Annotated in this window: 21 protein-coding genes and 1 pseudogene; 8 read left to right on the forward strand and 14 right to left on the reverse strand. The window is 68.9% G+C overall.

The window, feature by feature from the left end; genetic code table 11:
- Positions 1-181: 181 nt before the first annotated feature.
- Together U3653_RS18875 and U3653_RS18880 are read left to right on the forward strand one after the other, a co-directional pair.
- Positions 182-1,387, forward strand: coding sequence for a site-specific integrase (locus U3653_RS18875; protein WP_195081162.1), 1,206 nt, complete (start codon positions 182-184; stop codon positions 1,385-1,387).
- A gap of 523 nt (positions 1,388-1,910) precedes the next feature.
- Positions 1,911-3,359: an amidase gene (locus U3653_RS18880; protein ID WP_195081161.1), complete on the forward strand. Its 1,449-nt coding sequence runs from the start codon at positions 1,911-1,913 to the stop codon at positions 3,357-3,359.
- A 54-nt stretch (positions 3,360-3,413) separates the two neighbouring features.
- Here the strand turns inward: U3653_RS18880 and U3653_RS18885 are convergent, their stop codons facing one another.
- Positions 3,414-3,797, reverse strand: a complete 384-nt coding sequence (locus U3653_RS18885; RefSeq protein ID WP_195081160.1) for a GFA family protein — start codon at positions 3,795-3,797, stop codon at positions 3,414-3,416.
- Between the two features lie 242 nt (positions 3,798-4,039).
- Between U3653_RS18885 and U3653_RS18890 the strand changes: the two genes are divergently transcribed.
- The 3 genes from U3653_RS18890 to ligD all read left to right on the forward strand — a co-directional run bounded on the left by U3653_RS18890 (position 4,040) and on the right by ligD (position 6,281).
- Positions 4,040-4,516 (forward strand): DUF1772 domain-containing protein, encoded by a 477-nt coding sequence (locus U3653_RS18890; protein WP_195081159.1) that lies wholly within the window; start codon positions 4,040-4,042, stop codon positions 4,514-4,516.
- Positions 4,517-4,683: 167 nt separating this feature from the next.
- The gene (locus tag U3653_RS18895; RefSeq protein ID WP_195081158.1) at positions 4,684-5,082 is read left to right on the forward strand and encodes a PPOX class F420-dependent oxidoreductase; all 399 of its coding nucleotides are present in this window, start codon (positions 4,684-4,686) and stop codon (positions 5,080-5,082) included.
- Positions 5,083-5,339: 257 nt separating this feature from the next.
- On the forward strand, positions 5,340-6,281 hold the full coding sequence (ligD, locus tag U3653_RS18900) for a non-homologous end-joining DNA ligase (protein WP_195081417.1): 942 nt from the start codon (positions 5,340-5,342) through the stop codon (positions 6,279-6,281).
- Positions 6,282-6,372: 91 nt separating this feature from the next.
- Here ligD and U3653_RS18905 read toward each other — a convergent pair whose 3' ends face one another.
- The 5 genes from U3653_RS18905 to U3653_RS18920 all read right to left on the reverse strand — a co-directional run bounded on the left by U3653_RS18905 (position 6,373) and on the right by U3653_RS18920 (position 12,360).
- A complete protein-coding gene (locus tag U3653_RS18905; protein ID WP_323124275.1) occupies positions 6,373-6,951 on the reverse strand; it encodes a histidine phosphatase family protein in 579 nt (192 codons plus the stop codon).
- A gap of 9 nt (positions 6,952-6,960) precedes the next feature.
- Positions 6,961-7,170 (reverse strand): formyltransferase family protein, encoded by a 210-nt coding sequence (locus tag U3653_RS33265; protein WP_195081157.1) that lies wholly within the window; start codon positions 7,168-7,170, stop codon positions 6,961-6,963.
- 351 nt (positions 7,171-7,521) lie between these two features.
- Positions 7,522-9,228 (reverse strand): tetratricopeptide repeat protein, encoded by a 1,707-nt coding sequence (locus U3653_RS18910; protein ID WP_195081156.1) that lies wholly within the window; start codon positions 9,226-9,228, stop codon positions 7,522-7,524.
- 31 nt (positions 9,229-9,259) lie between these two features.
- Complete coding sequence (locus tag U3653_RS18915) at positions 9,260-11,071, reverse strand: hypothetical protein (protein WP_195081155.1); 1,812 nt, start codon at positions 11,069-11,071, stop codon at positions 9,260-9,262.
- Positions 11,068-12,360 carry an ABC transporter substrate-binding protein gene (locus U3653_RS18920; RefSeq protein ID WP_323124276.1) on the reverse strand — a complete coding sequence of 431 codons (1,293 nt, stop codon included), beginning with the start codon at positions 12,358-12,360 and terminating at the stop codon, positions 11,068-11,070. Before U3653_RS18920 ends, U3653_RS18915 begins: the two co-directional genes overlap by 4 nt.
- Positions 12,361-12,608: 248 nt before the next feature.
- On the opposite strand from U3653_RS18920, the pseudogene thrS reads away from it, so the two are divergent.
- From thrS to U3653_RS18935, 3 genes and pseudogenes are all read left to right on the forward strand, one after another.
- Positions 12,609-13,832, forward strand: a pseudogene (thrS, locus tag U3653_RS18925) (threonine--tRNA ligase); the annotation flags it as partial.
- A gap of 85 nt (positions 13,833-13,917) precedes the next feature.
- The gene (locus U3653_RS18930; protein ID WP_195081153.1) at positions 13,918-15,258 is read left to right on the forward strand and encodes a cytochrome P450; all 1,341 of its coding nucleotides are present in this window, start codon (positions 13,918-13,920) and stop codon (positions 15,256-15,258) included.
- A 301-nt stretch (positions 15,259-15,559) separates the two neighbouring features.
- Positions 15,560-16,177: a TetR/AcrR family transcriptional regulator gene (locus U3653_RS18935; protein ID WP_323124277.1), complete on the forward strand. Its 618-nt coding sequence runs from the start codon at positions 15,560-15,562 to the stop codon at positions 16,175-16,177.
- 142 nt (positions 16,178-16,319) lie between these two features.
- Here the strand turns inward: U3653_RS18935 and U3653_RS18940 are convergent, their stop codons facing one another.
- The 8 genes from U3653_RS18940 to lexA form a co-directional block, all read right to left on the reverse strand.
- Positions 16,320-17,321: an ABC transporter substrate-binding protein gene (locus tag U3653_RS18940; protein ID WP_195081152.1), complete on the reverse strand. Its 1,002-nt coding sequence runs from the start codon at positions 17,319-17,321 to the stop codon at positions 16,320-16,322.
- Positions 17,322-17,337: 16 nt separating this feature from the next.
- The gene (locus U3653_RS18945; protein ID WP_195081151.1) at positions 17,338-17,679 is read right to left on the reverse strand and encodes a 4Fe-4S dicluster domain-containing protein; all 342 of its coding nucleotides are present in this window, start codon (positions 17,677-17,679) and stop codon (positions 17,338-17,340) included.
- Positions 17,679-19,268, reverse strand: coding sequence for an FAD-dependent oxidoreductase (locus U3653_RS18950; protein ID WP_195081150.1), 1,590 nt, complete (start codon positions 19,266-19,268; stop codon positions 17,679-17,681). Before U3653_RS18950 ends, U3653_RS18945 begins: the two co-directional genes overlap by 1 nt.
- Positions 19,265-19,993 (reverse strand): ABC transporter ATP-binding protein, encoded by a 729-nt coding sequence (locus U3653_RS18955; RefSeq protein WP_195081149.1) that lies wholly within the window; start codon positions 19,991-19,993, stop codon positions 19,265-19,267. The genes U3653_RS18950 and U3653_RS18955 overlap by 4 nt, the downstream gene beginning before the upstream one ends.
- A complete protein-coding gene (locus U3653_RS18960) occupies positions 19,994-20,836 on the reverse strand; it encodes an ABC transporter permease (protein WP_195081148.1) in 843 nt (280 codons plus the stop codon).
- A 156-nt stretch (positions 20,837-20,992) separates the two neighbouring features.
- On the reverse strand, positions 20,993-21,196 hold the full coding sequence (locus U3653_RS18965) for a hypothetical protein (RefSeq protein WP_195081147.1): 204 nt from the start codon (positions 21,194-21,196) through the stop codon (positions 20,993-20,995).
- Between the two features lie 167 nt (positions 21,197-21,363).
- Positions 21,364-22,251: a Sir2 family NAD-dependent protein deacetylase gene (locus U3653_RS18970; protein ID WP_195081146.1), complete on the reverse strand. Its 888-nt coding sequence runs from the start codon at positions 22,249-22,251 to the stop codon at positions 21,364-21,366.
- 59 nt (positions 22,252-22,310) lie between these two features.
- Positions 22,311-22,970, reverse strand: coding sequence for a transcriptional repressor LexA (lexA, locus tag U3653_RS18975; RefSeq protein ID WP_195081145.1), 660 nt, complete (start codon positions 22,968-22,970; stop codon positions 22,311-22,313).
- Positions 22,971-23,056: the final 86 nt, after the last annotated feature.

The following is a 23,056-nucleotide window of genomic DNA, read 5'->3' on the forward strand; positions in this document are numbered from 1 at the left end:
CGACTGCCTTGCGCACCGTCACTGTGACGCTCCATGACTGGTGGCCGACGGGCATCCGTGCGGGGCGGTCCGCCACCCGACAGACCCCGCGAGGATGCCGTCTCGGTGAAGTAGGCTGACTGCCTGCGCCGAAGGCCATGGCGCTGAACAGTTCCGTCACCGAAACGCGGGAGCCCGAGTCATGGACGATCGATCCGGCGTGGTCGCGGTTCCGGAGTCGGTGCGCACCGAGCTGCGCCGCGGGGTGGGCAGCGTGCTGGTCGACGCGGCGGCACTGCGGCTGGTGCGTGACCGTTTCGACGACGGTCAAGCCGGTTCGCTGCGCCGGTATCTCGAAGCGTCGCAATCGGCGAACACGCTGCGCGCCTATCGGTCCGATTGGGTGGCGTGGTCGGCATGGTGCGCCGCCGAAGGCCGTCAGGCATTGCCCGCCGACGCGCTGGACGTCGCCGTCTATCTCGCCGCGGCCGCCGACGCGCGCCGCGAAGGCGGCGCATGGGCGTTCAGTCCCGCGACGTTGGAACGCAAGTCGGCCGCCATCGCCGCGGTGCACGCGGCCAACGGTCTGCCGTCCCCCACTCGATCCGATGTGGTGCGCCTGACCCTGCGCGGCATCCGCCGCACCCGGCGGGCACAACCCCGCCGCAAACGCCCGGTCCTGCTGCACACCCTCGATCAACTACTGGGCGAGTTGCCCGCACCGGGCTGGCCCACCGAACCAGCCCGCCGCCGGGATGCGCTGGCACTGCTCATCGGTTTCGCGGGCGCCCTGCGTCGCAGTGAACTGGCCGGTTTGCGCATCGGGGACGTCGAGGTGGGCGTCGACCACACGACCGGCGAACCGATCCTGCTGATCCGGTTGCCCATGACGAAGACCGACCCCACCGGCGCGGCCGAACAGCGCGTGGCTCTGCCCCGCGGCCGCCGCCCCGCGACCTGCCCGGTCTGCGCCTTCGCCGACTGGCTACGCCTGCGGGAAACTTATGCCAGCGCAGGAACCTCCGGTGTCCGGGCCTGGCTGGCCGAGCTTCCCGCGAAATCGGCCGACATCCACCGTTGCCACGGCTTCACCGGCACCACGCTCACCGACGCGGACCTGCCGCTTTTCCCGACCGTCAATCGGCACGGCGGAATCGGCGACCGCGCGATGTCCGGCCGGGCGATCGCCGAACTGGTCAAGCGTTATGCCGCCCGCGCCGGGCTCGACCCCGACCTGTTCTCCGGTCATTCGCTACGCGCCGGATTCGCCACCCAGGCCGCGCTCGGCGGCGCCAGCGACCGCGAGATCATGCGTCAGGGCCGCTGGAGCAACCCGCGCACCGTCCACGGCTACATCCGCACCGCCAACCCGTTGGAAGACAACGCGGTCACCAAACTCGGACTGTGAGCCCCAGAACTGGATTTGCGTTGTCTACAAAGCTGAGCACTTCCAAATGAAAGCTGCGACGCAGGCCGAGAGTGATGGCTGTCCTCGTTCTACAAGTAACCACAGCCCGGCGAAGCTCCCCATCACGAATGCCTTTCGAACGACAATTCGAGCAAGGATGCGATACCGCTACTTCACCGATTTCCGGAAATGAATCGCACATTCGGGCGCGCCCGGGGCACGCCTGCCTCGCAGGCACATCTCAATGCATTTCCCGGTAGCCCATCTCGCCGCAAACCGCCCTGACCGGCCGGTAGAACCCTCTGCGGTCGGATCGGGAACACGGCAGCCATGGTGACATGTATCCCGTTGATCGAAACTGCGTTTCATGGCCTGTGCCAATCGCTCTGGTTGTGCCGACAGCGTGACCTGGGACAGGAGAGAACGAGTGCGTTGATTCGCACCGGAGGTCACCCGTCGGAGTTTCCCGTTTGCGCGAACCGGCATTTTATGTCCGTCACGGCAGGCCGATACCGTCCGATTCATGGAGTGGAATTTTCGGTCGGCCGAAGAGCTCGCGGCCGCATTGCGTGCCGGTGAGGTGACCTCGGTGGAATTGACCGGCGAAGCGATCACCCGTATCGAGCGGGAAGACAAGTCGATCAACGCGATCTGCGTGCGGACCTTCGACCGTGCGCGGGCCGCCGCGCACCGTGCCGACCAGGCGCGCGCCCGCGGCGAGGACCGACTACTGCTCGGCATACCGGTGACGGTCAAAGAGTGCTACAACATCACCGGGCTGCCCACGACCTGGGGCATGCCGGAGCACCGGAACTATCTGCCGGCCGAGGACGCGCTACAGGTGTCGCGGCTCGAGGCCGCGGGCGCCGTTGTGCTCGGTAAGACCAATGTGCCGCTCGGTCTGCAGGATATACAGAGCTTCAACGAGATCTACGGCACCACCAACAACCCGTGGGATCACGGTCGCACGTCGGGTGGTTCCTCCGGCGGGTCGGCGGCGGCGCTGGTGTCTGGATTCGGCGCGCTGTCCATCGGCTCCGACCTGGCCGGTTCGCTGCGCACCCCCGCGCATTTCTGCGGGGTCTACGCGCACAAGCCGACACTCGGGCTGGCGGCGCCGCGCGGGATGGTCCCGCCGTCCGCGCCGGCCTTGCCGGTCGATCTCGACATGGCCGTCGTCGGTCCGATGGCGCGCACCGCCCGCGACCTCACGCTGCTGCTCGACGTCATGGCCGGACCGGACCCCCTGACACGCGGCGTGGCGTTCGATCTGGCTCTGCCGCCGGCTCGTCACGAACGGCTCCGCGACTTCCGGGTTCTGGTCCTCGAGGAGCATCCGCTCATCCCGACCGGATCCGCGGTGCGGGCGGGGGTGAACCGGGTGGCCGACGCGCTCACCGACGGCGGCGCCCGCGTCGAACGACACAGTCCACTGCTACCCGATATGACCGAAGCCGCGGCGCTCTACATGCAGCTGCTGTTTTCGGGCTCCGTGGCATACTTCCCCGTCGACGAGTACGAGCAACTGCGCAGCCGCGCAGCCGAACTGAGCGCGAACGATCAGAGTTTGGACGCGGCCCGGCTGCGCGCGATGGTGTTCGATCACCGCGACTGGCTGGCGGTGAACAATCGTCGCGAGCTACACCGCCACGGCTGGCGGCAACTGTTCGCCGAGTTCGATGCCGTGGTGTGTCCGATCACGCCGACTCCCGCGTTCCCGCACGACCACCACCCTGATCCACTGGCACGCCGGATCGACATCGACGGTGTCGCTTACCCGTACTTCGACCAGCTCGTCTGGGCCGGTGTGGCCACCATGCCCGGCTTGCCCGCCACCGCCATACCGGCGGGCCGCTGCCCCGATGGCCTGCCGGTGGGCGTGCAGCTCATCGGTCCGATGTTCGAGGACCGAACCCCGCTGCGGCTGGCCGAACTGCTCGAACAGAAGATCGGCGGCTTCCGGGCACCGTAGTGCGCGCACCGCGGCAGACCAGTGCGTCGGCGGCGGTGCTCCGGCCAACGCGCCTCATCGCAGCGGAGGCATCCACGGAACTGCGTTGTGGGCGAAACTCTGCTTGACCGGGACCAGGTCGGCATGATCGTCCAACGCCGTGATCGTGACCCCCACCGAGCCGGCTTCGTCACCCTTGGACGCGACCGAGGAACCGCACTTCGGACAGAACCCGCGGCAGATTTGCGGGAACGTTTCGTACCAGGTCGGCTCCCCGCCCGGACCGGTCCAGGTGAATCCTTGCGCGGGGAAGGACACCCACGACATCACCGGAGCGCCTGAAAGCCGTTGGCAGTGCTCGCACGAGCACAGGTGAGGGAAATCCGGGTCGCCGGTCGCGGAGAACCGGATATTGCCGCACAGGCAGCCGCCATTCACATTCGCTCCTTTGCTGGACACGTTTCATCTTGTGCCGCGCGTTGTCGATCAGCGACACCCGATCCTCGACAACGGCTTTGGCCGGCACGGCCGATCGAGCATGGCCACTCCAGCGCAGCCGACGATGAGTTCGCTAACAGTTTGCGTGATTCGGGTCGGACCCTGCGGTTGCGACTTGATCTAGCAAAGCTAGACAAGCTAGCGCCCCAGTGTTACCGTTGCTCCAGGTTCTAGCGATGCTAGATTTGCGGAAGGAAACGGAAATGCTGATCGTCGCCGGCCAGATCATGGCCGCCGTGGCCGTTGTGTCCAATGCCATCGTCTATGGCACCGATGTCTCGGTGGCGTTGATCACCCGGTCGGTGTATCGCAGGCTGGATGACGCGACAGTGACCATCAGTGCGGGGTGGGGTCACTACTACGGTGACAGGCGGATGCCGGTGGTCGGTGTGGTCGGTGTGGTGACCGCGGTGCTGACGGTGCTGATCGCGTTGGGGGCCGGGCGGATGGGGGCGGCTGTGTCGGCGGGGGTCACGGTGGTGGCGCTGGCGGCTTGGCTTGTTTTCTATGTCCGTGTCGCCAAGCCGATCAATTCCCGGCAGACCGCCGCGGCGCGCAGCGGCATCATCCCGGCGGATGCCCGTGCGCTGCAGGACAAGTGGGACAGCATTCTGAAATACCGGGTTGCTCTGCAGTTCGTTGCCATTGCCGGACTGTGCGCCGCGTTGATCCTGTTCTGATCACGCAGCGCGGGGGTGTGCCGTCCTGCGCGGTGTCGCGGTCCGGCTGAACCGCCGGCACAAGACGAGCGGCAGCGGCAGGCGAGGGCTTGCGCTCGCCGCGCTCGAGGACTTCCGGCTCATCGCCGGGGCTTATCTGATATCGAATTCACGAAGGAGTTGTCGACATGATTTTCACCATCAATGAGCGGAAGTTTCTCGCCGAGGCGGGAATCGGTCGGTTGGCCACGGTGTCGCCCGATGGGGTGGTGCAGAACAACCCGACCGGTTATCGGGTCAACGCCGACGGCAGTATCGACATCGGCGGTATGGGCATGCGCAACAGCCGTAAGTACCGCAATGTCCGGGCCGGTAGCCGGGTGTCGTTCGTGGTCGACGAGCAGGTCTCACTGGAGCCGTATGTGATTCGCGGTATCGAGGTGCGCGGCACGGCCGAGGCGCTCGAGGATCAGGAGCCGCCGTTCCCTTCTCAAGAACGCGCGGTCATCCGGATCCACCCCGAACGGGTCATCTCCTGGGGTATCGACGGCGGATCCTTCGACTTCACCAGCCGCCACGCCGAGTAGCTCAGCATCGTGGGCGACCCCTCGAACGCACGTGATCGCCATTTCACTACGTTCGACGGGGTCACCGCCCGTTGGTCGACCCGTCGGCCACCAGGGACGGCAGCCAGATCCGAGTCAGCTGAAGAATTGCCAGTGCTGATTTATGAGCGACCAATCTTCACGCCGGTATGGAATAGAGCCTGCTCAAGCTCGTGCGTAATGGGGGAGCGCCGAGAAGCTGAGGATATGCTGATCGTGTGCTGTCAGCGCCGGCGCCGATGCTGGCCGTCTCCGGACGGCCACCGCGGGAGCGTGGCCGGTGGGCGTTGGAGATGAAATGGGACGGCATCCGCGCCATCGCGCTTTGCCGGCCGGGGGAATGCCGGTTCTACAGTCGCAACAATCGGGATCTCAGCGGTTCGTTTCCCGAACTCACGGCGGTCCTGGCGGAACTGGCCGAGGCCGGTGAGCTGATTCTGGACGGGGAGATCGTGGCACCGGACCCGAAGACGGGGGCGCCGTCGTTCGGTCGCCTGCAGCGGCGGATGCATGTGGTCGCGCCCAGCGCGGAATTGCTGCGCGGATTCCCGGCGCAGTATCTCGCGTTCGATCTGCTGGCGGTCGGCGGCGCATCCATCATGACTCTGCCCTACACCGAGCGCAGGGAGCGTTTGGCCGAACTGGCGCTGGACCGGCCGCTCGTGCGGACGCCGCCGTTCTACCGCGACATCGACGCCGACACGCTGCTGCGCATCGCCGGCGAACACGGCCTGGAGGGCATCGTCGCCAAGCGGCTCGATTCGGCCTACTACCCCGGGCGTCGCTCTCCGTTGTGGATCAAGACGCCGCTGCGCAAGACGACCGAGGTCGTCGTCGCGGGCTGGCTGCCCGGTACGGGCCGTTTCTCGGCGACCTTCGGCTCGCTGGCGCTCGGCGCCTACGACGACGAAGACCAGCTGGTGCACGTGGGCAATGTCGGCACCGGCTGGACCATGCACGACCGCCGTTCGCTGCAAGTTCGCCTCAACGAGCTGTCCCGTCCTGACACGCCCTTCGACGTTCCGCCGCCGCGGGCGCTCGCCGCCTCCGCCCACTGGGTCGAGCCGGTCCTCGTCGGCGATATCGAGTATCGCGAGGTCACCTCCGAGGGTCTACGCCACCCCAGCTGGCGCGGCCTGCGCCCCGACAAGTCTCCGCATGACGCGAAGGTTCCTTCATAGGATCAGACGCACCGCGGATACGGCGGTGCCTCAGGGCCGGGCCCGCCCAACGCGAGGTGGACACCACTCGAAGTGACCCCGCCGCAACAACTCACGTTCGCAACCCGGGACCCGTGGCCTGGACGCGGTCGCCCTCGACATCCAGCCGGTAGACCGCGGGCATCGGCATCGCGTGGCTGAATGCCCAGTCGACCTCGCTGCGGCCGAACGCGACCAGAGCCCGGGAGACGAACGTCCCGTGGCTGCCGATGACGACGGTCCGGCCGCGGTGCCGGTGCGCCAGCGTCGTCAGGATCGCCGCGGCTCGGTCGGACACCTGCCGCAGACTCTCACCGCCGGGCCTGGCGAGCGAGGGGGCGGCCCAGCTCTCGCGGTAGTAGCGCGCATAGTCGGGTCTCGGGCCGATCCCGGACTGCCACTCGCGCAGGTCGGGGTGGGTTTCGATGCGCAGGCCGGTGCGGCGTGCGAGCGGTAGGACCGTTTGCACGGCGCGCAGGAACGGGCTGGAGAAGATCGCCGCGGGCTGCAGGGCGGCCAGTTCGGTGACCAGCCGCTCGGCTTGCTGTCCGCCCGCTGCGGTCAGGGACCGCTCGTAGTCACCCGGCCCACCGGCGCGAGGGATGAAGGGCTCGGCATGACGGACCAGAACGAGGGTGGATCGCACGGTCATCGGCGCCACTCAGCGGCCTGCCTTGCCGGAACACCCGAATTCGCGCCCGGCCCAGCACAAGAGCCCCGTACTCGGTGTGTACGGCAACGGTGGGGTGTCACCCGGCCGGACCGGTACCTCGACCTGGCCCATGACCTGCCCCGTGTCGCAATCGCCGGAGACGAAGTGGACGGATGCGCCGCTGACGGGATCTCCGGCGTCGAGGACGGCTCGGTGCACATGGCGGAGTGTTCGACGACTGCGGCGCGGATGGCTTCATCCGGGTCGTGGTGGGTGCGCCCGGCCAGGTGCCGGGCGGGAATCGCGTTGTCGCGGGCGTAGCGCAGCGCCCCGGAGTCGCTGTTGTTGCTGATGACGAGCACGATGCGGAAGCGTGCGTCCGCGAGGAGGGAAGCGCGGTGCAGCGCGCGCGGATCGGATCCGGCGTGGGAGGCGATCACCGCGACGCGAAGTTCCGGCACGGTGTCGCAGTGTCGCACAACGAACTTCGCGACAACGCGCGGGCTGCGCGGTCGGGTTCGGTACTTCCACTGCCGCGGTTGCGAACTCGAGCGGGCGGGCGGCGGGGTATCAGCGGGTGGGTTGCGGGCGGTGGGCGTGGTCTTCGACGGACGCGGGCCACTGATCTATGCGAGTCAGTGGGGTGCGGTGGCGGGGCGTGAGGAGATCACGCACGCCGCGATCGGCGCGGAGGTCCGCACGCGCTCGCGCCGCGTAGTGTCCGGCATGGCGAGCCGTTGGATGCCTGCGCCGGGCTTCTGCGAGCCATCCGCTGGCTTGGCGGAGGGCTTCGGTGCGGGTGAGGGGCGGGTCGGTGGGCAGCAGCAGCGTGGCGTGGCCTGGGTCGGCGACAACCGCGGAGCCGAGGTGCTGCAGGCAGCGGCCGATGCCGAGGTCGTCGTCGATGGCTCGGTAGGCGGTGAGGGCGAGTTGCCAGCAGCGCAGGGCTCGGCGGGGTTCGCCGCGAGCCCACCACATCGTGCCCATGGTCTCGTGGGTCTGCGCGCGTCCGTCGGGATCGAGGCCGGTGCGGGTGAGGGATTCGGCGAGTTCGAGACGGTCCTGCGCGGCGTCTGGTCGTCCTTGCCGGATGTGCACGACGGCGAGGTTGATCAGGGCGCACACCTCACCGGCGACGTCGTCACGCGGCAGCAGCCACCACGCGGCCTCCAGCTGGTCGGCCACCTCCTCCAGCGGCGGCGACGCGGCGTCCAGTTTCCGCAGCGCCGCCTGATGCTCCCAGCGGGCGGCCAGACTCGTCGACAACCGCCGTGGCCGGTAGCCGCGTGGCCGTTCGGTCAGCCGTCCTGCTCGCAGCCGCACCAGATCCCGGTTCAGTTCGTCGATTCCCGGAAGGGAGCACAGGTCGTCGGCCACACCGCGCTCGTTCTCCCCCAGCCCGATACGCGCGTACCACACGTCCAGGGCGTTGCCGAGGCGAATCAGGTATGCGACCGCCGCCGGGGGAAAATCCACGCCGGGATTCGCGCACGCGGCCACCAGAGCGCGCAGGTACGGTTCCTCGCTTTCGAACCACCGGCGAGCGCCCACGGCGAAGCGCCGTGACTCCAGCGCGATGGCCCAGCGGCGCGCACGGTCGGCGTAATGGTGCAACAGCGCGGTCAGCGCCGCCGCCCACTGCGGTCCGTCGGTCACCGTCGCTCGATCCGGCAGCCTCGGCACCTGCCGCACGCTCCACCGCTGGGCGCCGTCCTGGGCGACAATCCCGCGGCGCAGCAGACCTTCCAGCAGCTTCGCCGCGGTGCGCGCCGAGGGTTCCCGTGCCAGCGGCAACCGGCCCGGCGTGTCCCGGATGGCGTTGAGCACCGCCAGCAGCGCGACGGTTTCGTAGTCGTGCACCGGCAGGTCGCGCAGCACGGCGGCGATCAGATGCCCGTTCAGCTCCGCGACCGGCCGCGGTGGCGGCGCGGCTTGCCGCGGTCCGCGGTCGGCGAGCGCGGGGCCCGGCTCGATGAGTCCGGCGATGAGGTCCATTTCGCGGGCGGTGCGCACCTTGGTGCGGTACCCGCGCGCGAACCGGTACAGCGCGTAGGTCGCCGCCGCGGCGATGAACAGCACCGACAACCAGCGCAGCGGCCCGTTGAAGAACTGCACGACGGCGTTCTCGCCGAACGAGTTCACCACCAGGGTGCGCACCAACTCGAACAGCACCGTGTAGGCGACCAGCGACGCGGTGCCCAGGAACCCGATCCAGATCGAGGATCTGGGTGTGGCGGTCTGCCCCACCGGTTCGGTGTGGTCGGTCGATGTGCTCACCCGAGTCCTCTCTCGCGGCCACCGGCCCTGGTCATCGCAGCACTCCGCCGGTGAGGCCCGGCACCACCCAGCGCCGCCAGGTCACCAGCAGCAGCGCCACCGGCAACACGGCCGACAGCAGCGATCCCGCGGCCAGTTGCGCGCTGTTCTCGCCGAACTGCCTGGCTTCGCCCCACAGCAGCAGCGACCACGGGCTCGCTCCCGCTCCGCTGACCACCAGGCCGAGGAAGAAGTCGTTCCACACCTGGACGAATTCGAGCACCGCCACCGCACCCAGCGCGGGCCCGGAGGAGGCCAGCACGCGCTGGGCGATGGTGCCAGGACTGGCCAGACCGTGCAGGGCGTCCGCGGCGGCGCTGCCCGGCGGGGCGAGCATCGCGCCGCGCAGCACGAGGATGGCGATCGGCAGTCCGGCGGCCGCGTGCACCAGGATCAGGGGAATCCTGGTGCCCGACAGCTCATAGGCGTCGATGAGACCGTCGATCGGTCCGAGGTAGGTCTGCGCCGGGATCACCGCGAGCACCACCAGCGCGGCGACGGCCAGCCGGGCGGCGGTGCCGTTGGGCCGCAGCGCGGCCAACCGGTAGGCCACGGGAGCGGCGGCGGTCACCACGACCACGGTGACGATCCCCGCGACCCAGGCGGTGGTCTGCAGCGAACGCCACAGTCCGTCGTCGCCCCACACCAGCGCGAGCGCCGAGAAGCCGAAGCCGTCGTGCCCGCGCAATCCGGTGTAGGCCAGCACGCCGATCGGGTACAGCACCAGCACCGAGACCAGCACGATGCCCGCCGCCCGCACCGGACCGATGCGCCGTCGTCCCGCCACCGAGAACACCCGGACCGCGGACCAACTCGCGCGGTGGCGGCGTACGTCGACTTGCAGCAGCCAGGCGACCGCGCCGACCAGCACCGCCAACGGCAGCGCGTAGGCGGCCGCGACGCCGGGTTCGGCGTCGCCCGCCAGCCGCCACCAGTGCACGGTCGCGCTGTCGACCTGGTACTCGAGGGCGCCCGGCACTCCGATCAACACCACATCGAACACCCGCGCCGCCGCGACGCCGACGGCCAGTCCGGCGATCAACAGCACCGGCCGCAGCAACTCGTACAGCCGGATCGCCAGCGGCCTGCCGTCGTCGCGATACAGGTACCCGGCGCGCGCCGGATCGGCTTCGATCGCATGGATTCCCGCGCGGAACAGCGCCGTGAGGAAACCCAGCCAGGTCCACAGGAACGCCGACCCCAGCATCGCCGCCAGCCACCATCGGTAGAGCGTGACGTCCTCGATGTCCAGCCATCGCGCGCCGTTGCCGAAGATCACCCGGAACGCCACCCCTGACACGAACGCCGACACCCCGAACGGCACGATCAGCGGCAGCCACAGCCAGCGCGCCGCCCGCCCCCACCAGGCGATCGTCAGCGCCACCAGCAGCAGCCCGATCCCGAACGCCACCCACAGCAGCGTGCGCAGGTACGCACCGCGCCCGTCGGCGCTCATGGTGCCTGCCAGCAGCGACAGCCCGCCGATCGTGGCGCCGATCGACGCAGGCCACACCAGGATCCGGATCCACGGCACACCCAGCCGCCTGCGCAGCGCGGCGGGCAGCAATGCACCGGTCGCGGCGACCGCGCAGCCGAGCACCGACAACGGGCTGGCCCTGGTGGCGATCAGCACGGTCCACCCGGCCGGTAGCACCAGCAGCGCCACCGTCAGCAGAGTCGCAGGCAGTCCCGCCAGCCGGCCCAGCCAGCGTCGTGGCCTGCCGCCGGCGACCAGCGGCCCGCGCATGCGGCGGGTGGCCAACTCGATGCGCAGACCGTTGACGTCGAAATCCTGCCGCGTCATCGGCGCCGCCGGTCCGCGTCGTCCAGCGCGGCGATCGCGCGGTCGGTGGCCGCGGTCGTTCCCGCTTGCGCGCCGTCGCCGATCGCGATGAGGAATTCCGTCAGCACCCGCCACAATCCTTCCCGGCCGCCCACCGGCCCGATCCGGTCGGACAGATCGAAGGTGCTGCGGGCGGCCAGCTCCCGCGCCGAGGGCGCCAGCAACGGCGAGTAGTCCGCCTCGGTGCGCAGGTTCGGGGCGAGGAAACCGCCGTAGCGCTCGATCCACGGCAGAGGGGCGCGGGCGCCGGCCAGTTTCTCGACCAGGTCCTCGGCGCGCGGGTTCGCCTGTTTGGTCACCACGATCACGTCGCCGCCGACGATCTTCGGCGGCAGCGACGCGGCGTTCACCGGCGGGAAGGCCACCACCCCGACAGCGTCGTCGATCGCTCGCCCGGACGCGCGGACGGCGCTGCGCACGATCGGTTCGGCGAAGTCGGGCGCGACGACCGCCGCAGCACGGCGATGCTGGAACACCTCCCGGACGGCGTCGGAGAACTGCCTGGTCAACGCGACGCCGACCCCGCCGGGAAACGCGTGACGCTGCCCCCACAGCACGCCCAGATGCCCGAAGGCGGCCCGCACCGCCGGGTTGTCCCACTCCGGCTTGTCCTTGGAGGCCAGATCGTCGTAGATGCGCGGTGATTCGGCGAGCAGCACGTTCTCGAAGAAGTCGGTGAGCACCCAGCCGTCGGCCGCGGCCAGCGCCAGCAGGCGGATCGGCGTCTGCGCGAGCACCTCCATCCGGTCGACCCAGCCACCGAGCGTCCATGCCGCCGGTTCGCCCAAGCCGTGGGCGGCGAACTGCTGCCGGTCGAACCAGACCAGCGATTTGTCCGCCGCCTTGAACGGCACACCGTAGAGCCGACTCTCGTGGCGCAGCAACAGCTGCCAGGGTTGGGCGTAGCGGCTGCCGGATTCGTCGGCCCACACCGTCTCGTCGACGGGCCGCAGCTTGCCCGCTTCGGCGAGTTCCCGCACCCGCCCGGCCTGCGGAAGCAACACCACGTCCGGCGCGGACCGGCCACCTGCGGTGAACGCGGTGTCGGTGTTGTCGCCCAGCGGGATCACCTCGACCTCGAACTCGAGGTCGAGCCCGTCCAGAACGGCGTGGAAGGCCGCGAGTTCCTGCCCGCTCCAGGACACACCGACGCGCACCGCGTCCGAACTGCCCAGCAACAGCTCCGGCGCGCACGCGGCGGCCAGCGGGAGAACCATACCCGCTTGCAGCACCGCTCTGCGTGTCCCCATCGACCCCCGATGTCCTTGTGTTCCAGACGGACTCGATTATGCGCCGGAATCGTCACGCCGGGGGCGTCTTGGAAAACTCCGGTGCGCCGGCGCGGCTGCCCCTGCTACCGTCGCCGGCATGGAGCGCGCTGCTGTGACGACGACGCCGGAATTCGTCCCGGCGCGCTGATCCACGTTCATGCCAGCCCCGGGGCGAGTGCCCCGGGGCTTCTTCTCGTGGTCACTCGCCCACTCTCGACGAGGAGACCACCATGCCCGACCATCGCATCCTCGGCCGTGCGCTGAATCTGTTCGACACCGACCCGCTCATCGGCGCGGGACTGCCGTTCTGGCTACCCGACGGCGCGGCCGTGCGCCAAGCCCTGGAGGACTACCTGCGCACCGCCGAACGCCGCGCGGGCTACCAGCACGTGTATTCGCCGGTACTCGGCAAGCGTGAGCTCTACGAATTGTCCGGACACTGGCGGCATTACCGGGAGGAGATGTTTCCGCCGATGGATCTCGGCGGTGAGCAAGTGCTGCTGCGCCCGAGCCTGTGCCCGCACCACGCGCTGCTGTTCCGTTCGCGGGCGCGCAGTTATCGCGAACTGCCCCTGCGCATCGCGGAATTGGGCGGCATGTACCGCTCGGAACTGTCGGGCGTGCTGGGCGGGCTGACCCGGGTGCGCGCGATCCAACTCAACGACGCGCACATCTTCTGCACCCTCGAGCAAGCCGAAGCCGAAGTCGCCGGGGCGCTGGCGATGATCGCCGACGCCTACGCCGCGATGGGTATCCGCGCCGCCCGCTATCGGTTGTCGCTGCCCGGCACCGGCGGGAAATATGCCGCCGCCGCGCGCTTGTGGGAGCGCTCGATCACCTTGCTCACCACTGTCCTCGACGACTGCGGCCTTGATTACGACGCGGTGGAGGGCGAAGCCGCGTTCTACGGCCCGAAGATCGACGTGCAGGTGCGCGACAGCGCGGGACGCGAATCCACCTTGTCCACCGTGCAGGTCGATTTCCATCAACCCGAGCAGTTCGATCTGCGCTACACCGGCGCCGACGGCGCCGCGCACCGGCCGGTCATGGTGCACCGCAGCGTCATCGGCAGCTTGGAGCGGGCGGTGGCCCACCTGATCGAATGTCACGGCGGGCGGTTCCCGGCCTGGCTGGCGCCCACCCAGGTGGTTGTGCTGCCGGTGACCGACGCTCAGCATCCGGAGGCCGCGCGGTGGGAAAGCCGCTGCCGTGACCGCGGGCTACGGGTGGCGATCTCGCCGGCCGATCGCGGCAGCCTCGCCGCGCGTATCCGCGAACACCGGCTCGTGCCGTATCAGGCGGTCATCGGCGCGCAGGAGGTCGCCGCAGGTGAAGTGGCGTTGCGGCTGCGCGATGGCCGCCGCCCGGGCTCGCTGCCCGCCGCCGAAGCACTCGACCGCATCGCCGCCGCGCTCGCCGCCCCCAGTGCCCGGTTGTGGGACATCTCGTGACGACGTGTGTAATCCTTGCCACAGCGTGGTACGTACGCGTACCGTACGGGTGGTACATCGAAGTACCACACGAGGAGGTGGGCGCATGCCCGCTGTGCGACTTCCCGACGGGCCATCCACCCCGCCGATCGTGCAGAACCTACAGGTCCTGACCGGACGCACCCGGACATGGCGGCGCCTGCACGACCGTTACGGATCGGCCTTCACCATCCACATGCCCCGATTCGGACGCGCCGTCGTGCTCGCCGACCCCGCCGAGATCAAAGCCCTGTTCACCACGAGCGCCGACCTCGTCGACAACATCGACGTCAACCTCGGCCAGTTCCTCGGCCCCGGTTCACTGTTCGCCCTCAGCGGCGCCGAACACCGCAAGCAGCGCAAACTGCTCACCCCACCCTTCCACGGCCGCAGACTCACGGTGTACGAAGCGCTCATCGAAGACGAAGCGGTCCGTGAGATGTCCTCCTGGCCCTCGGGCCGGGAGTTCGCGACCATGGACTCGATGATGCGCATCACCCTCAACGTGATCCTGCGCGCGGTCTTCGGCGCCGAGGGAGCGGAGTTCGAGGAACTACGCCGACTACTGCCCGAACTGGTCCTGATCGCCTCCGCCCTCGCCGCCGTCCCGGTCCCCCAGCGGACGCTGGGCAGATTCGGCCCCTGGGCGCGCTTCGCGGCCCACCGCCGCCGCTACGACGAGATCGTCGGCCAGCTCATCGACCGCGCCGCAGCCGAGAACCGCATCGATGAGCGCGACGACGTGCTGGCGATGATGCTGCAAGCCCGCTACGACGACGGCTCGGCCATGTCGCGCGGTGAGATCGCCGACGAACTGCTGACCCTGCTCACCGCCGGGCACGAGACCACCGCCACGACGCTGGCGTGGACGATCGAGCGGCTGCGCAGGCACCCGGACGTGCTGCGCCGCTTGGTCGCCGAAGCCGACGCCGGGGGTTCGCAACTGCGCGAAGCCACGCTGCTGGAGGTGCAGCGAGTGCGGCCGGTGATCGACGCGACGTTCCGCCAGGTTCGGGCCGAAACCGTGCAGCTGGGCCGCTGGACCCTGCCGCGCGGGCAGAAGATCGTGGCCAACATCCGGCTGATGCACGACAACGAGGAACTCTTCCCCGACGCCCGCGCCTTCCACCCCGACCGGTTCGTCGGTGTCCGTCCCGGCACGTTCAGCTGGATCTCGTTCGGCGGCGGCAGCCGCCGCTGTATCGGCGCCGCCTTCGCCACCTTGGAGATGAACGTCGTCCTGCGCACGCTGCTGCGCGATTTCACACTCGAACCCACCACCGCCCGCGACGAGCGCACCCACTTCCGCGGCGTCGCACTGGTCCCGGCACAGAAGGGCCGCGCCGTGGTGCATCGCCGGACACCCAGCGGGCAAGCGCTCGAGCGCGCCGTCGAGGCCACGGCATGAGCGCACATCTCGACGTCCTGATCGTCGCCGCGCCCGCCTGCCAGCCGGTCGGCGGCTACGTACTGCGTGACATCGACCCGCCCCCAGGCGGCTGGGCACGAGCCACGCCCACGACGTGCACGCCCTGCGCTACGGTCGCACCGATGACGGCACCATCGCGTCCCCCGTGGCGGCGCTCTGCCCGACCACGGGAAAGGCCAAGACATCGCGACCCGGTGCTGGGCAATGCACGGCCCGACCACCGCCCTGCGACGCTCGGGCCGGACGCGGCGAACCGAAGGGAGTAACTACCCTGATTCTCGTGACCCGCGCCGCGCCCGTACCCCGCACCGCCGCCGACAACGGCCAGGATCCGGGGTTCCGCCGCCGCCTGCTCGACGCCATGGCCACCGCGGTGCGCGAGCGCGGCTACCAGGACTCCACCGTCGCCGACGTGGTCCGCTACGCCCGCACCTCGCGCCGCACCTTCTACGAGCACTTCACCAGCAAACAGGACTGCTTCATCGCCCTGCTCACCGAGCACAACAAGGACATGATCCAACGGATCGAGGCCGCCGTCGACCCGCACCTGCCCTGGCGCACCCAAGTACGCCAGGCCATCGAAGCCTGGATCCGCACCGCCCAACAAGAACCCTCCCTCACCCTCAGCTGGATCCGTGTCATCCCCGCTCTCGGGGACGACACGCGGCAGCTGCAGCGCGAGGTCGGCGCGGCATTCGTGACGCTCATCCAGAAACTCGCCGACACACCGGAATTCGCGGCCGCCGGACTGCGGCCGCCATCGCGCCAGGTGGCCACGATCCTCTTCGGCGGCTTCCGCGAACTCATCGCCACCACCGTGGAAGACGGCGACGACATCGCGAGCATCGTCGACGTGGCGGTCGAATCCGCGATCGGACTGATCGCACCCCACCGCTGACACCCACCGCTTCGGTGTCACCTGGCGGCATCGACGAACGCTCCGTCGGTCGAAACCGGCACCACCGCGCTGCTGTCGAGCTCGTTGGCCACCGCGACGCGACCCCGGTCGATACTTCCGAACGATGCCGGCCCGGATCGGCTCAGCCCTGTCCGGGCCGCTCCGGCCGGTAGAACCACTCCTCCACACCGAAATCCTCCCGGATCTTCTTCTGCTCCACGAGGAACTGCTTGGTACCCGTCAGCAACTGGACGCCCTGCGGCGCGAAGATCTCGTCGGGAATGTAGCTTTGCCGCGCGGTCGCACGCACCACCGCTTCCGGCGATTTCGACTGCGACACCTCGTAGTTCACGTATTCGTCCCAGTGCTGCTTGGCATACCGGTTGGCCTCGGCGATCACCGACTGCCACGCGGCACCGAACCGAGGATGACTGTCGAGAAAGTCCTGGCTGCTCACCGAAGAGCTGGTGCCGGCCAGATCGGGATGATTGTCGTGAATCGAGTCGACCTGGTGGAAACCCTTGGCCAAGAACGCGTGGAAGAACGACGACGGGTTCACATCCGGCAACGCGACCGCCGCGACGTCACCGCCGTTGAGTGGCGCCTCCGCGTCGGTGGCCAGCAGATGCACCAGCTGCGCCTGAATACCCTCTGCCTTCAGCGCACCCTGCAGATAGCGATCGATATACGAACCCGACTGCACACCGATCTTCCTGCCCGCCAGATCCTTCAGCGTACGGATCGCCGGATCCTTGGCCACCACACCGGCGTTGTAGTTCACCGCCGCGATGGCCAGCAACCGCGTCTTCAACCCGCTGCCGCGCGCCACCAGCGCAGGGGTGTCACCGTAGGTGGCGACATCGAGGCGCCCACCGACCAGAGCCTGGTTCAAGTCCGGCCCGTTGGGGAAGCTGTAGACCTCGACGGCGTCCACCCCCAGCGGCTTCAGCGCGGGCAGCACAGCGCCACGCTGATGAGCGAAGCCGACCGGCCCGGTCAGCACGTTGCCGGTGCCGATCGTGCCGATACGGAGGGTCTTGATCTCGGCGCGAGTCGCCGAACCCGCGTCGTCCGACCCACAGCCGGTGAGGACCAGCAGCAAGGCGGACACGACAGCAGGCACCATCAGCCGAAGTTTGCGCATGATTCGCTTTCGTAGTTCACAGTTCCGACAACCGCGGCGGCGCAGTGCCGTGCGGCAGACGCGGTCCCACCGCGACCAGACTGCCCGGTTTACGGCCGCGGCCCCAGCCGATCTCCTTGCGGTAGCGGCCGATGTGCTCGCCGCGCACGGCGTCGTGATCGGCCAGCGGCGTCGCCTCCGGATCGACGTACAGCGCGTCCGTCGGGCAGTAGGCCTCGCACATGAAACAGGTCTGGCAATCCGATTGCCGCGCGATGACCGGAATGCCGCTGTCGGTGCGGTCGAACACATTCGTCGGGCACACCTCCACGCACTTGTCGCAGGCGATGCAGTCACCCGCGCGCAGGATTTCGATCATCACGCCACCGCCAGGGTGGTGGCCGCCGCCGACGTCGCCGTCCACACCTCGTCGAGCCCGCCGGACAGGATGTGATGGTGCTGCTTGGGGTCCAGATCCGGGTGATCCGCGCGTTTGCTCATCCCCCGCGTCTCGGTGCGCGCCAGCGTCGACCGATACATCAGCCGCCCCACGGCGGTCATGGCCGCCGCCTGCCGAGCACGCACCCGCTCGTCTCCCGTACCGCCGCCCAAACCACGGCTGGCGTCGGCCCACACATCGTCCAGCCGCTCCACGGCGGGCCGGATCCGGTCACCATGGCGCAAGTAGTTCTTTTCGAACGGAATCACCTCTTGCTGCGCCGCCGCCACCACATCCGCGGCCGACACCGACTCCGCGTGCTCCGGCCGCAACCCGGTACGCCCCGCGCCCCGCACATCGGCACTCCCGACCCGGCCCGCCCCCAACGCGAACAACGCCGCGCCACGGCCCGCCCAACTACCCGACGACATCGCCCACGCCGAATTGTGGCTGCCCCCACCGGTGAAGCCACCGCAAATCCGTTCCCTGGTCGCCGCGTCACCCGCGGCGTACAGTCCCGGCACCGTGGTGGCGCAGTCGTCGTCGACGACATCGATGCCGCCGGTGCCGCGGACGGTGCCCTCGGCGAGCAGGTCCACCTCGAACCGATCGGTGAACGGATTGATCCCGCGCCGATCGAACTGCAGGAAGAAATTCGGCTGACCCAGCCGCATCTGCGCCTGCACCGCCGCATCGGCCCGATCCAGCTGCGCGAACACCCTCTCCCGCAACAGAGTCCGCGCGATCACCGAACGGCCCTTGGTCGAGCCCGCCCCCTCCAGCATCCTTCCGTCCTCGTGGAAGAACGTCGCATACCCGTAGTAGGCGGTCTTGGTGATCGTCGAGCCCTTCGGCACGATCGCATAAGCGTTGGAGAATTCCATCCCCGAGAACCGCGCACCCACCTCGGCCGCCATCAGCGCGCCGTCACCGGTATCGACATTGGTGCCCAGCGCACGGGACAGGAACGCGCAACCGCCGGTGGCCAGCACCACCGCACCGGCCACCACGCGGTAGTCCCGGTCGGCCTGACGCTGGTAGCCCGCGGCGCCGCGCACCACACCGTCGTCGTCCACCAGCAATTCCAGCGCGGGCGAGTGATCGAGGACGCGCACCCCGGCACGCTTCACCCACGCCCGCATCCGCCGCATGTACTCCGGCCCCTGCACACCGGTGCGGATCTGCTCACCCGTAGCGGGATCGACGGGGAACGGATACCGCCCCTCCACCGCGAGCCGATTCATGTTCGCGTACGTCTGATCGAGTACCCGGTCCATCCAATAGTGGTCGGCCAGATGCCCGCCCAACGCCTCCCGGCTGGCCTTCGCGTTCGCCCGCGCGGTCGCCTCCGGCGCCACATACCACACGCCGGTGCCGGAAGGGGCGGTGGCGCCGCTGGTCCCGCAGTAGCCCTTGTCCACCAACGTCACCTCGGCGCCGGCCTCGCGGGCATGGATCGCCGCCCAGCAGGCGGCGGGCCCGCCGCCGATCACCAAGACGTCGGTACTGATCTGCAACGGTTCACTCATGCGTCTGCTCCTGTCGGTGCCTCGGGGTTCACGCCGAGTGCGAGCAGCAACCGGCGGCGAAGGTCGGAGAATTCGGGGTCGACCACCGAACGCGGGCGGGCGACGGTGATAGCGAAGGATTCGGCGATGCGGCCCGCACGCAGCACGAGCGCACGATCCGCCAGCAGCAGCGCCTCTTCCACGTCATGAGTCACCAGCAGCACCGACTGCCGGTGCAGCGTCCACAGACGCGCCACCAGAGCCTGCACTTTCAACCGGGTCAGCGCGTCGAGAGCACCGAACGGCTCGTCGAGCAGCAGCAGCTCCGGATTGCGGACCAGCGCCCTGGCCAGTGCGACACGCTGCGCTTCCCCACCCGACAGCGTCGCGGGCCACGCATCCGCTTTCGCGGTGAGCCCCACTTCCTCCAGCGCCGTCAACGCCCGCGCCTTACCGGCCCCGTAGACGCCGAGAACGACGTTGCGCCACACGTTGATCCACGGAATCAGCCGATGCTCCTGGAACACGATCGCCTTCGAACCGGGCACCTCGAACAACCCGCTGAAGCCGCGGTCGAGACCACCGATTCCACGCAGCAGCGTGCTCTTGCCCGAGCCGCTGGCACCGAGCAGCGCGACGAATTCACCCGGCGCGATCTCCAGATCCACCCCGCGCAGTACCGTGCGCCCGCCGAAGGCACGCGCCGCCCCGCGGATGCGGACACCGGTTCCGATGGTGGCGGTCATCTACTTCCCCTCGTATCCGGTGCGCCACGCCAGGAACCGATGTTCCAGCACGCGCACGAACAGATCGGTGAGCAACCCCAGCACCGCGTAGATCACCAGGACCAGGAAGATCTGGTCGGTCCGCAGGAACTCCTTGGCATCGTTCATCAAGAACCCGAGACCGACCGGCGTCGTCTGCATCTCCGCGACCACCAAGGTCAGCCAGCCGATGCCGAGCGCCTGCCGCAAACCGACGAAGATCTGCGGCAACGCTCCGGGCAGGATGATCTTCGTGGTCAACTCGAACCTGTTGAGCCCCAGCGACTCCGCCGCCTCCACCAGCCGCCGGTCCACGCCCCGGATCCCCGCCAGCACGTTCAGATAGATCGGGAAGATCGGCGCGACGATGATCAGCGCGATCTTGAACGAATCGCCGATACCGAACCAGATGATGAACACCGGCACCAAAGCCAGCGTCGGCAACATCCGCAACGCCTGCAGCGGACCGTTAACCAGATCCTCGGCGACACGGAACAACCCCGCCGCCACCCCGCACACCAGACCGATGCCGATGCCGATGGCCAACCCGACCGCGACCCGGCGCCCGGAGGCCGCCAGATGCTGCCACAACTCCCCCGACCTGATCAGCTCCCACCCCGCCTCGAGCACCTCCGTCGGCGCGGGAGTGGTCGCCCCCAGCCAGGATCGAGCGCCCAGCTGCCAGATGATCACCGCCAAGACCAAACCGGAAGAAGCCCGCGCCAAGCCGATCAGCCTGCGAGCGAACGGGAACGAGCTCTCGGTCACCGCCTCGACGGAGGCGGAAGGCGGCGCGGAGGTGTCCGGATCCAACTGCAACGTCATCTGACACGGTCCTCACACGAGAAGTACTGTCCGGAACAGTAAGGTGTGCGGACGGTTCGCAGAATGATTGCGATCAGCGCGATCCTGAACCCGGGCGCGGGCGCTCTTCCCGCGCCGACCTGCCGCGATCAGGTACGACGCGGATCCGAAATCCAGTCACCCGTTTTCGGTCACGGTGGTGTCGGGGTGCCGACGGCTGGTATCGGGCTTGACGAAGTGCCCGGTGATCGCCGAGCGGTCACGCCGATTGTCCCCAGCGTGCGGCTCGTCCTCACCGAGCGTCGTCCTCGGGTTCTCCGCCGCGGTCTCCTCACTCACGTATTCACCGGTTTCGGCGGAGCGATAGCTCTTCTCGGCCACGGGATCCTCCTTCGATCGCCCCTCATCGGGGCACTGTGTCCACTCCTTCCCCGAATAGCACCACCACGCCACGGGAAACGTCCCCCTGGTCAATGACCGATGTCCATGCCGGAACGGGTCACACGCGCTGCACCGCGGTCCCGGCCGCAATGAGCACACGATCGGGACTACGCGCGCCCTGCGGGATCGGCCGTGGCCGGCACGCGCGTCCCGTCCAAACACTCGGTGAGCGCGGGCAACACCGTCGAACACCCGCCGTCCAACGTCAGCGCCGCCAGCTCGTCGCCGCGCGTGCGCCCCCGATTGACGATGACGACGCGACGACCGCGCTTTGCGGCGTGGCGCACGAAACGCAATCCCGACATCACGGTCAACGACGACCCGGCCACCAGCAGCACGTCCGCGGCCTCGACCAGTTCGTAGGCCGCGACAACCCGCTCCTTCGGCACGCTCTCCCCGAAATAGACGATGTCCGGCTTCAGCAGTCCGCCACAGCGCTCGCAGTCCACCATCCGGAAGCCCGTGGTGTCGGCGACCACCGCGTCGGCGTCCGGCGCCACCTCCAGCCCATCGGTGGTCACCGCCTCCGCGAAGCCCGGGTTCGCCGCCTCCAGCCGGTCGGCCAGCGACATCCGTGAGATCAGCGATCCGCAACCGAGGCAGCGCACCCGCGCGTAGGTGCCGTGCAGGTCGATCACCCGCCGATGCCCCGCCTTGGTGTGCAACAGATCCACATTCTGCGTGATCAACCCGCTGACCACGCCCATGCGCTCCAGCCGCGCCAGCGCCCGATGCCCCGGATTCGGCCACGATCCGTCCATCCGCCGCCAGCCGACGTGATTACGCGCCCAGTACCGCTGCCGGAACACCGGATCGCCCACGAACTGCTGGTAGGTCATCGGGTTGCGCGGCGGCGAGGACGGACCACGATAATCCGGGATCCCGCTGTCGGTCGAGATCCCGGCGCCGGTCAACGCGACCACCCGGCGCCCGTCCAGCAAGCCCACCAGCCGCTCGAACCCGGCGCCGGACGGCATCCGCACCAACTCCGACATGCCGTTCAGGGTACGACCGCCACGATCACCGCACCCGGCGCACCGCCGATTCGTCGAGGTCAGACCCGCCGCATCACCGACACGACCTTGCCGAGCACCACGGCTTCGTCGCCATCGATCACCTCGTAGGCGGGATTGCGCGGCTCCAAGAACACGTGACCGTTACGCCGCCGGTAGACCTTCACCGTCGCTTCCCCATCGATCATCGCCGCCACGATCTCCCCCGAATGCGCCTCGTGCTGCTGCCGCACCACCACGATGTCACCGTCGCAGATGGCCGCATCGACCATCGAATCACCACGCACCCGCAACCCGAACACCGTGCCGCGGCCGACGAGTTCACGCGGCAACGTCATCGTGTCGTCGGCATGCTCCTGGGCCAGGATCGGAGCGCCCGCCGCGATATCACCCACCACCGGCACCGCTACCGAATCCTCCGCCGTCTCCCGCGCCGAGGCCTGCAAGAACATCCGCACATCGATCGGACGCGACACCGTGCGGCCGCGCCGCAGAAAACCACGCTCCTCCAAGCTCCGCAGATGCTTGGACACCGACGACGCCGACCGCAGACCCACCGCAGCACCGATCTCGCGCGTATTCGGCGGATACCCGTAGCGCTGAACCCAGTCCCGAATCGTGGCGAGAATCCGCTGCTGGCGCGGCGGCAACGTCGAGGTGTCGAGATGCTCGAACGCATCGAGCGGGTCGTATCCGGTCACCCGGGGAATGGTAGAGGCACCGGCCGACACTGCCGACCGGCCATCACACCCGGCACGCCGAAACCCGATACCGCCATCGCCCGCAC

Origin of the sequence: Nocardia implantans (assembly GCF_035544775.1) — a bacterium.
Classification (GTDB): domain Bacteria; phylum Actinomycetota; class Actinomycetes; order Mycobacteriales; family Mycobacteriaceae; genus Nocardia; species Nocardia implantans.

Excerpts from the sequence above, each read along its gene's own strand:
- U3653_RS18930 (WP_195081153.1), top strand. The coding sequence starts at position 13,918 with ATGCCCGCTGTGCGACTTCCCGACGGGCCATCCACCCCGCCGATCGTG.
- U3653_RS18875 (WP_195081162.1), top strand. The coding sequence starts at position 182 with ATGGACGATCGATCCGGCGTGGTCGCGGTTCCGGAGTCGGTGCGCACC.
- U3653_RS18970 (WP_195081146.1), bottom strand. The coding sequence starts at position 22,251 with ATGTCGGAGTTGGTGCGGATGCCGTCCGGCGCCGGGTTCGAGCGGCTG.
- U3653_RS18905 (WP_323124275.1), bottom strand. The coding sequence starts at position 6,951 with ATGACCGTGCGATCCACCCTCGTTCTGGTCCGTCATGCCGAGCCCTTC.
- U3653_RS18945 (WP_195081151.1), bottom strand. The coding sequence starts at position 17,679 with ATGATCGAAATCCTGCGCGCGGGTGACTGCATCGCCTGCGACAAGTGC.
- U3653_RS18940 (WP_195081152.1), bottom strand. The coding sequence starts at position 17,321 with ATGCGCAAACTTCGGCTGATGGTGCCTGCTGTCGTGTCCGCCTTGCTG.
- U3653_RS18915 (WP_195081155.1), bottom strand. The coding sequence starts at position 11,071 with ATGACGCGGCAGGATTTCGACGTCAACGGTCTGCGCATCGAGTTGGCC.
- U3653_RS18960 (WP_195081148.1), bottom strand. The coding sequence starts at position 20,836 with ATGACGTTGCAGTTGGATCCGGACACCTCCGCGCCGCCTTCCGCCTCC.
- U3653_RS18895 (WP_195081158.1), top strand. The coding sequence starts at position 4,684 with ATGATTTTCACCATCAATGAGCGGAAGTTTCTCGCCGAGGCGGGAATC.
- U3653_RS18890 (WP_195081159.1), top strand. The coding sequence starts at position 4,040 with ATGCTGATCGTCGCCGGCCAGATCATGGCCGCCGTGGCCGTTGTGTCC.
- U3653_RS18950 (WP_195081150.1), bottom strand. The coding sequence starts at position 19,268 with ATGAGTGAACCGTTGCAGATCAGTACCGACGTCTTGGTGATCGGCGGC.
- U3653_RS18955 (WP_195081149.1), bottom strand. The coding sequence starts at position 19,993 with ATGACCGCCACCATCGGAACCGGTGTCCGCATCCGCGGGGCGGCGCGT.
- ligD (WP_195081417.1), top strand. The coding sequence starts at position 5,340 with ATGCTGGCCGTCTCCGGACGGCCACCGCGGGAGCGTGGCCGGTGGGCG.
- U3653_RS18920 (WP_323124276.1), bottom strand. The coding sequence starts at position 12,360 with ATGGGGACACGCAGAGCGGTGCTGCAAGCGGGTATGGTTCTCCCGCTG.
- U3653_RS18880 (WP_195081161.1), top strand. The coding sequence starts at position 1,911 with ATGGAGTGGAATTTTCGGTCGGCCGAAGAGCTCGCGGCCGCATTGCGT.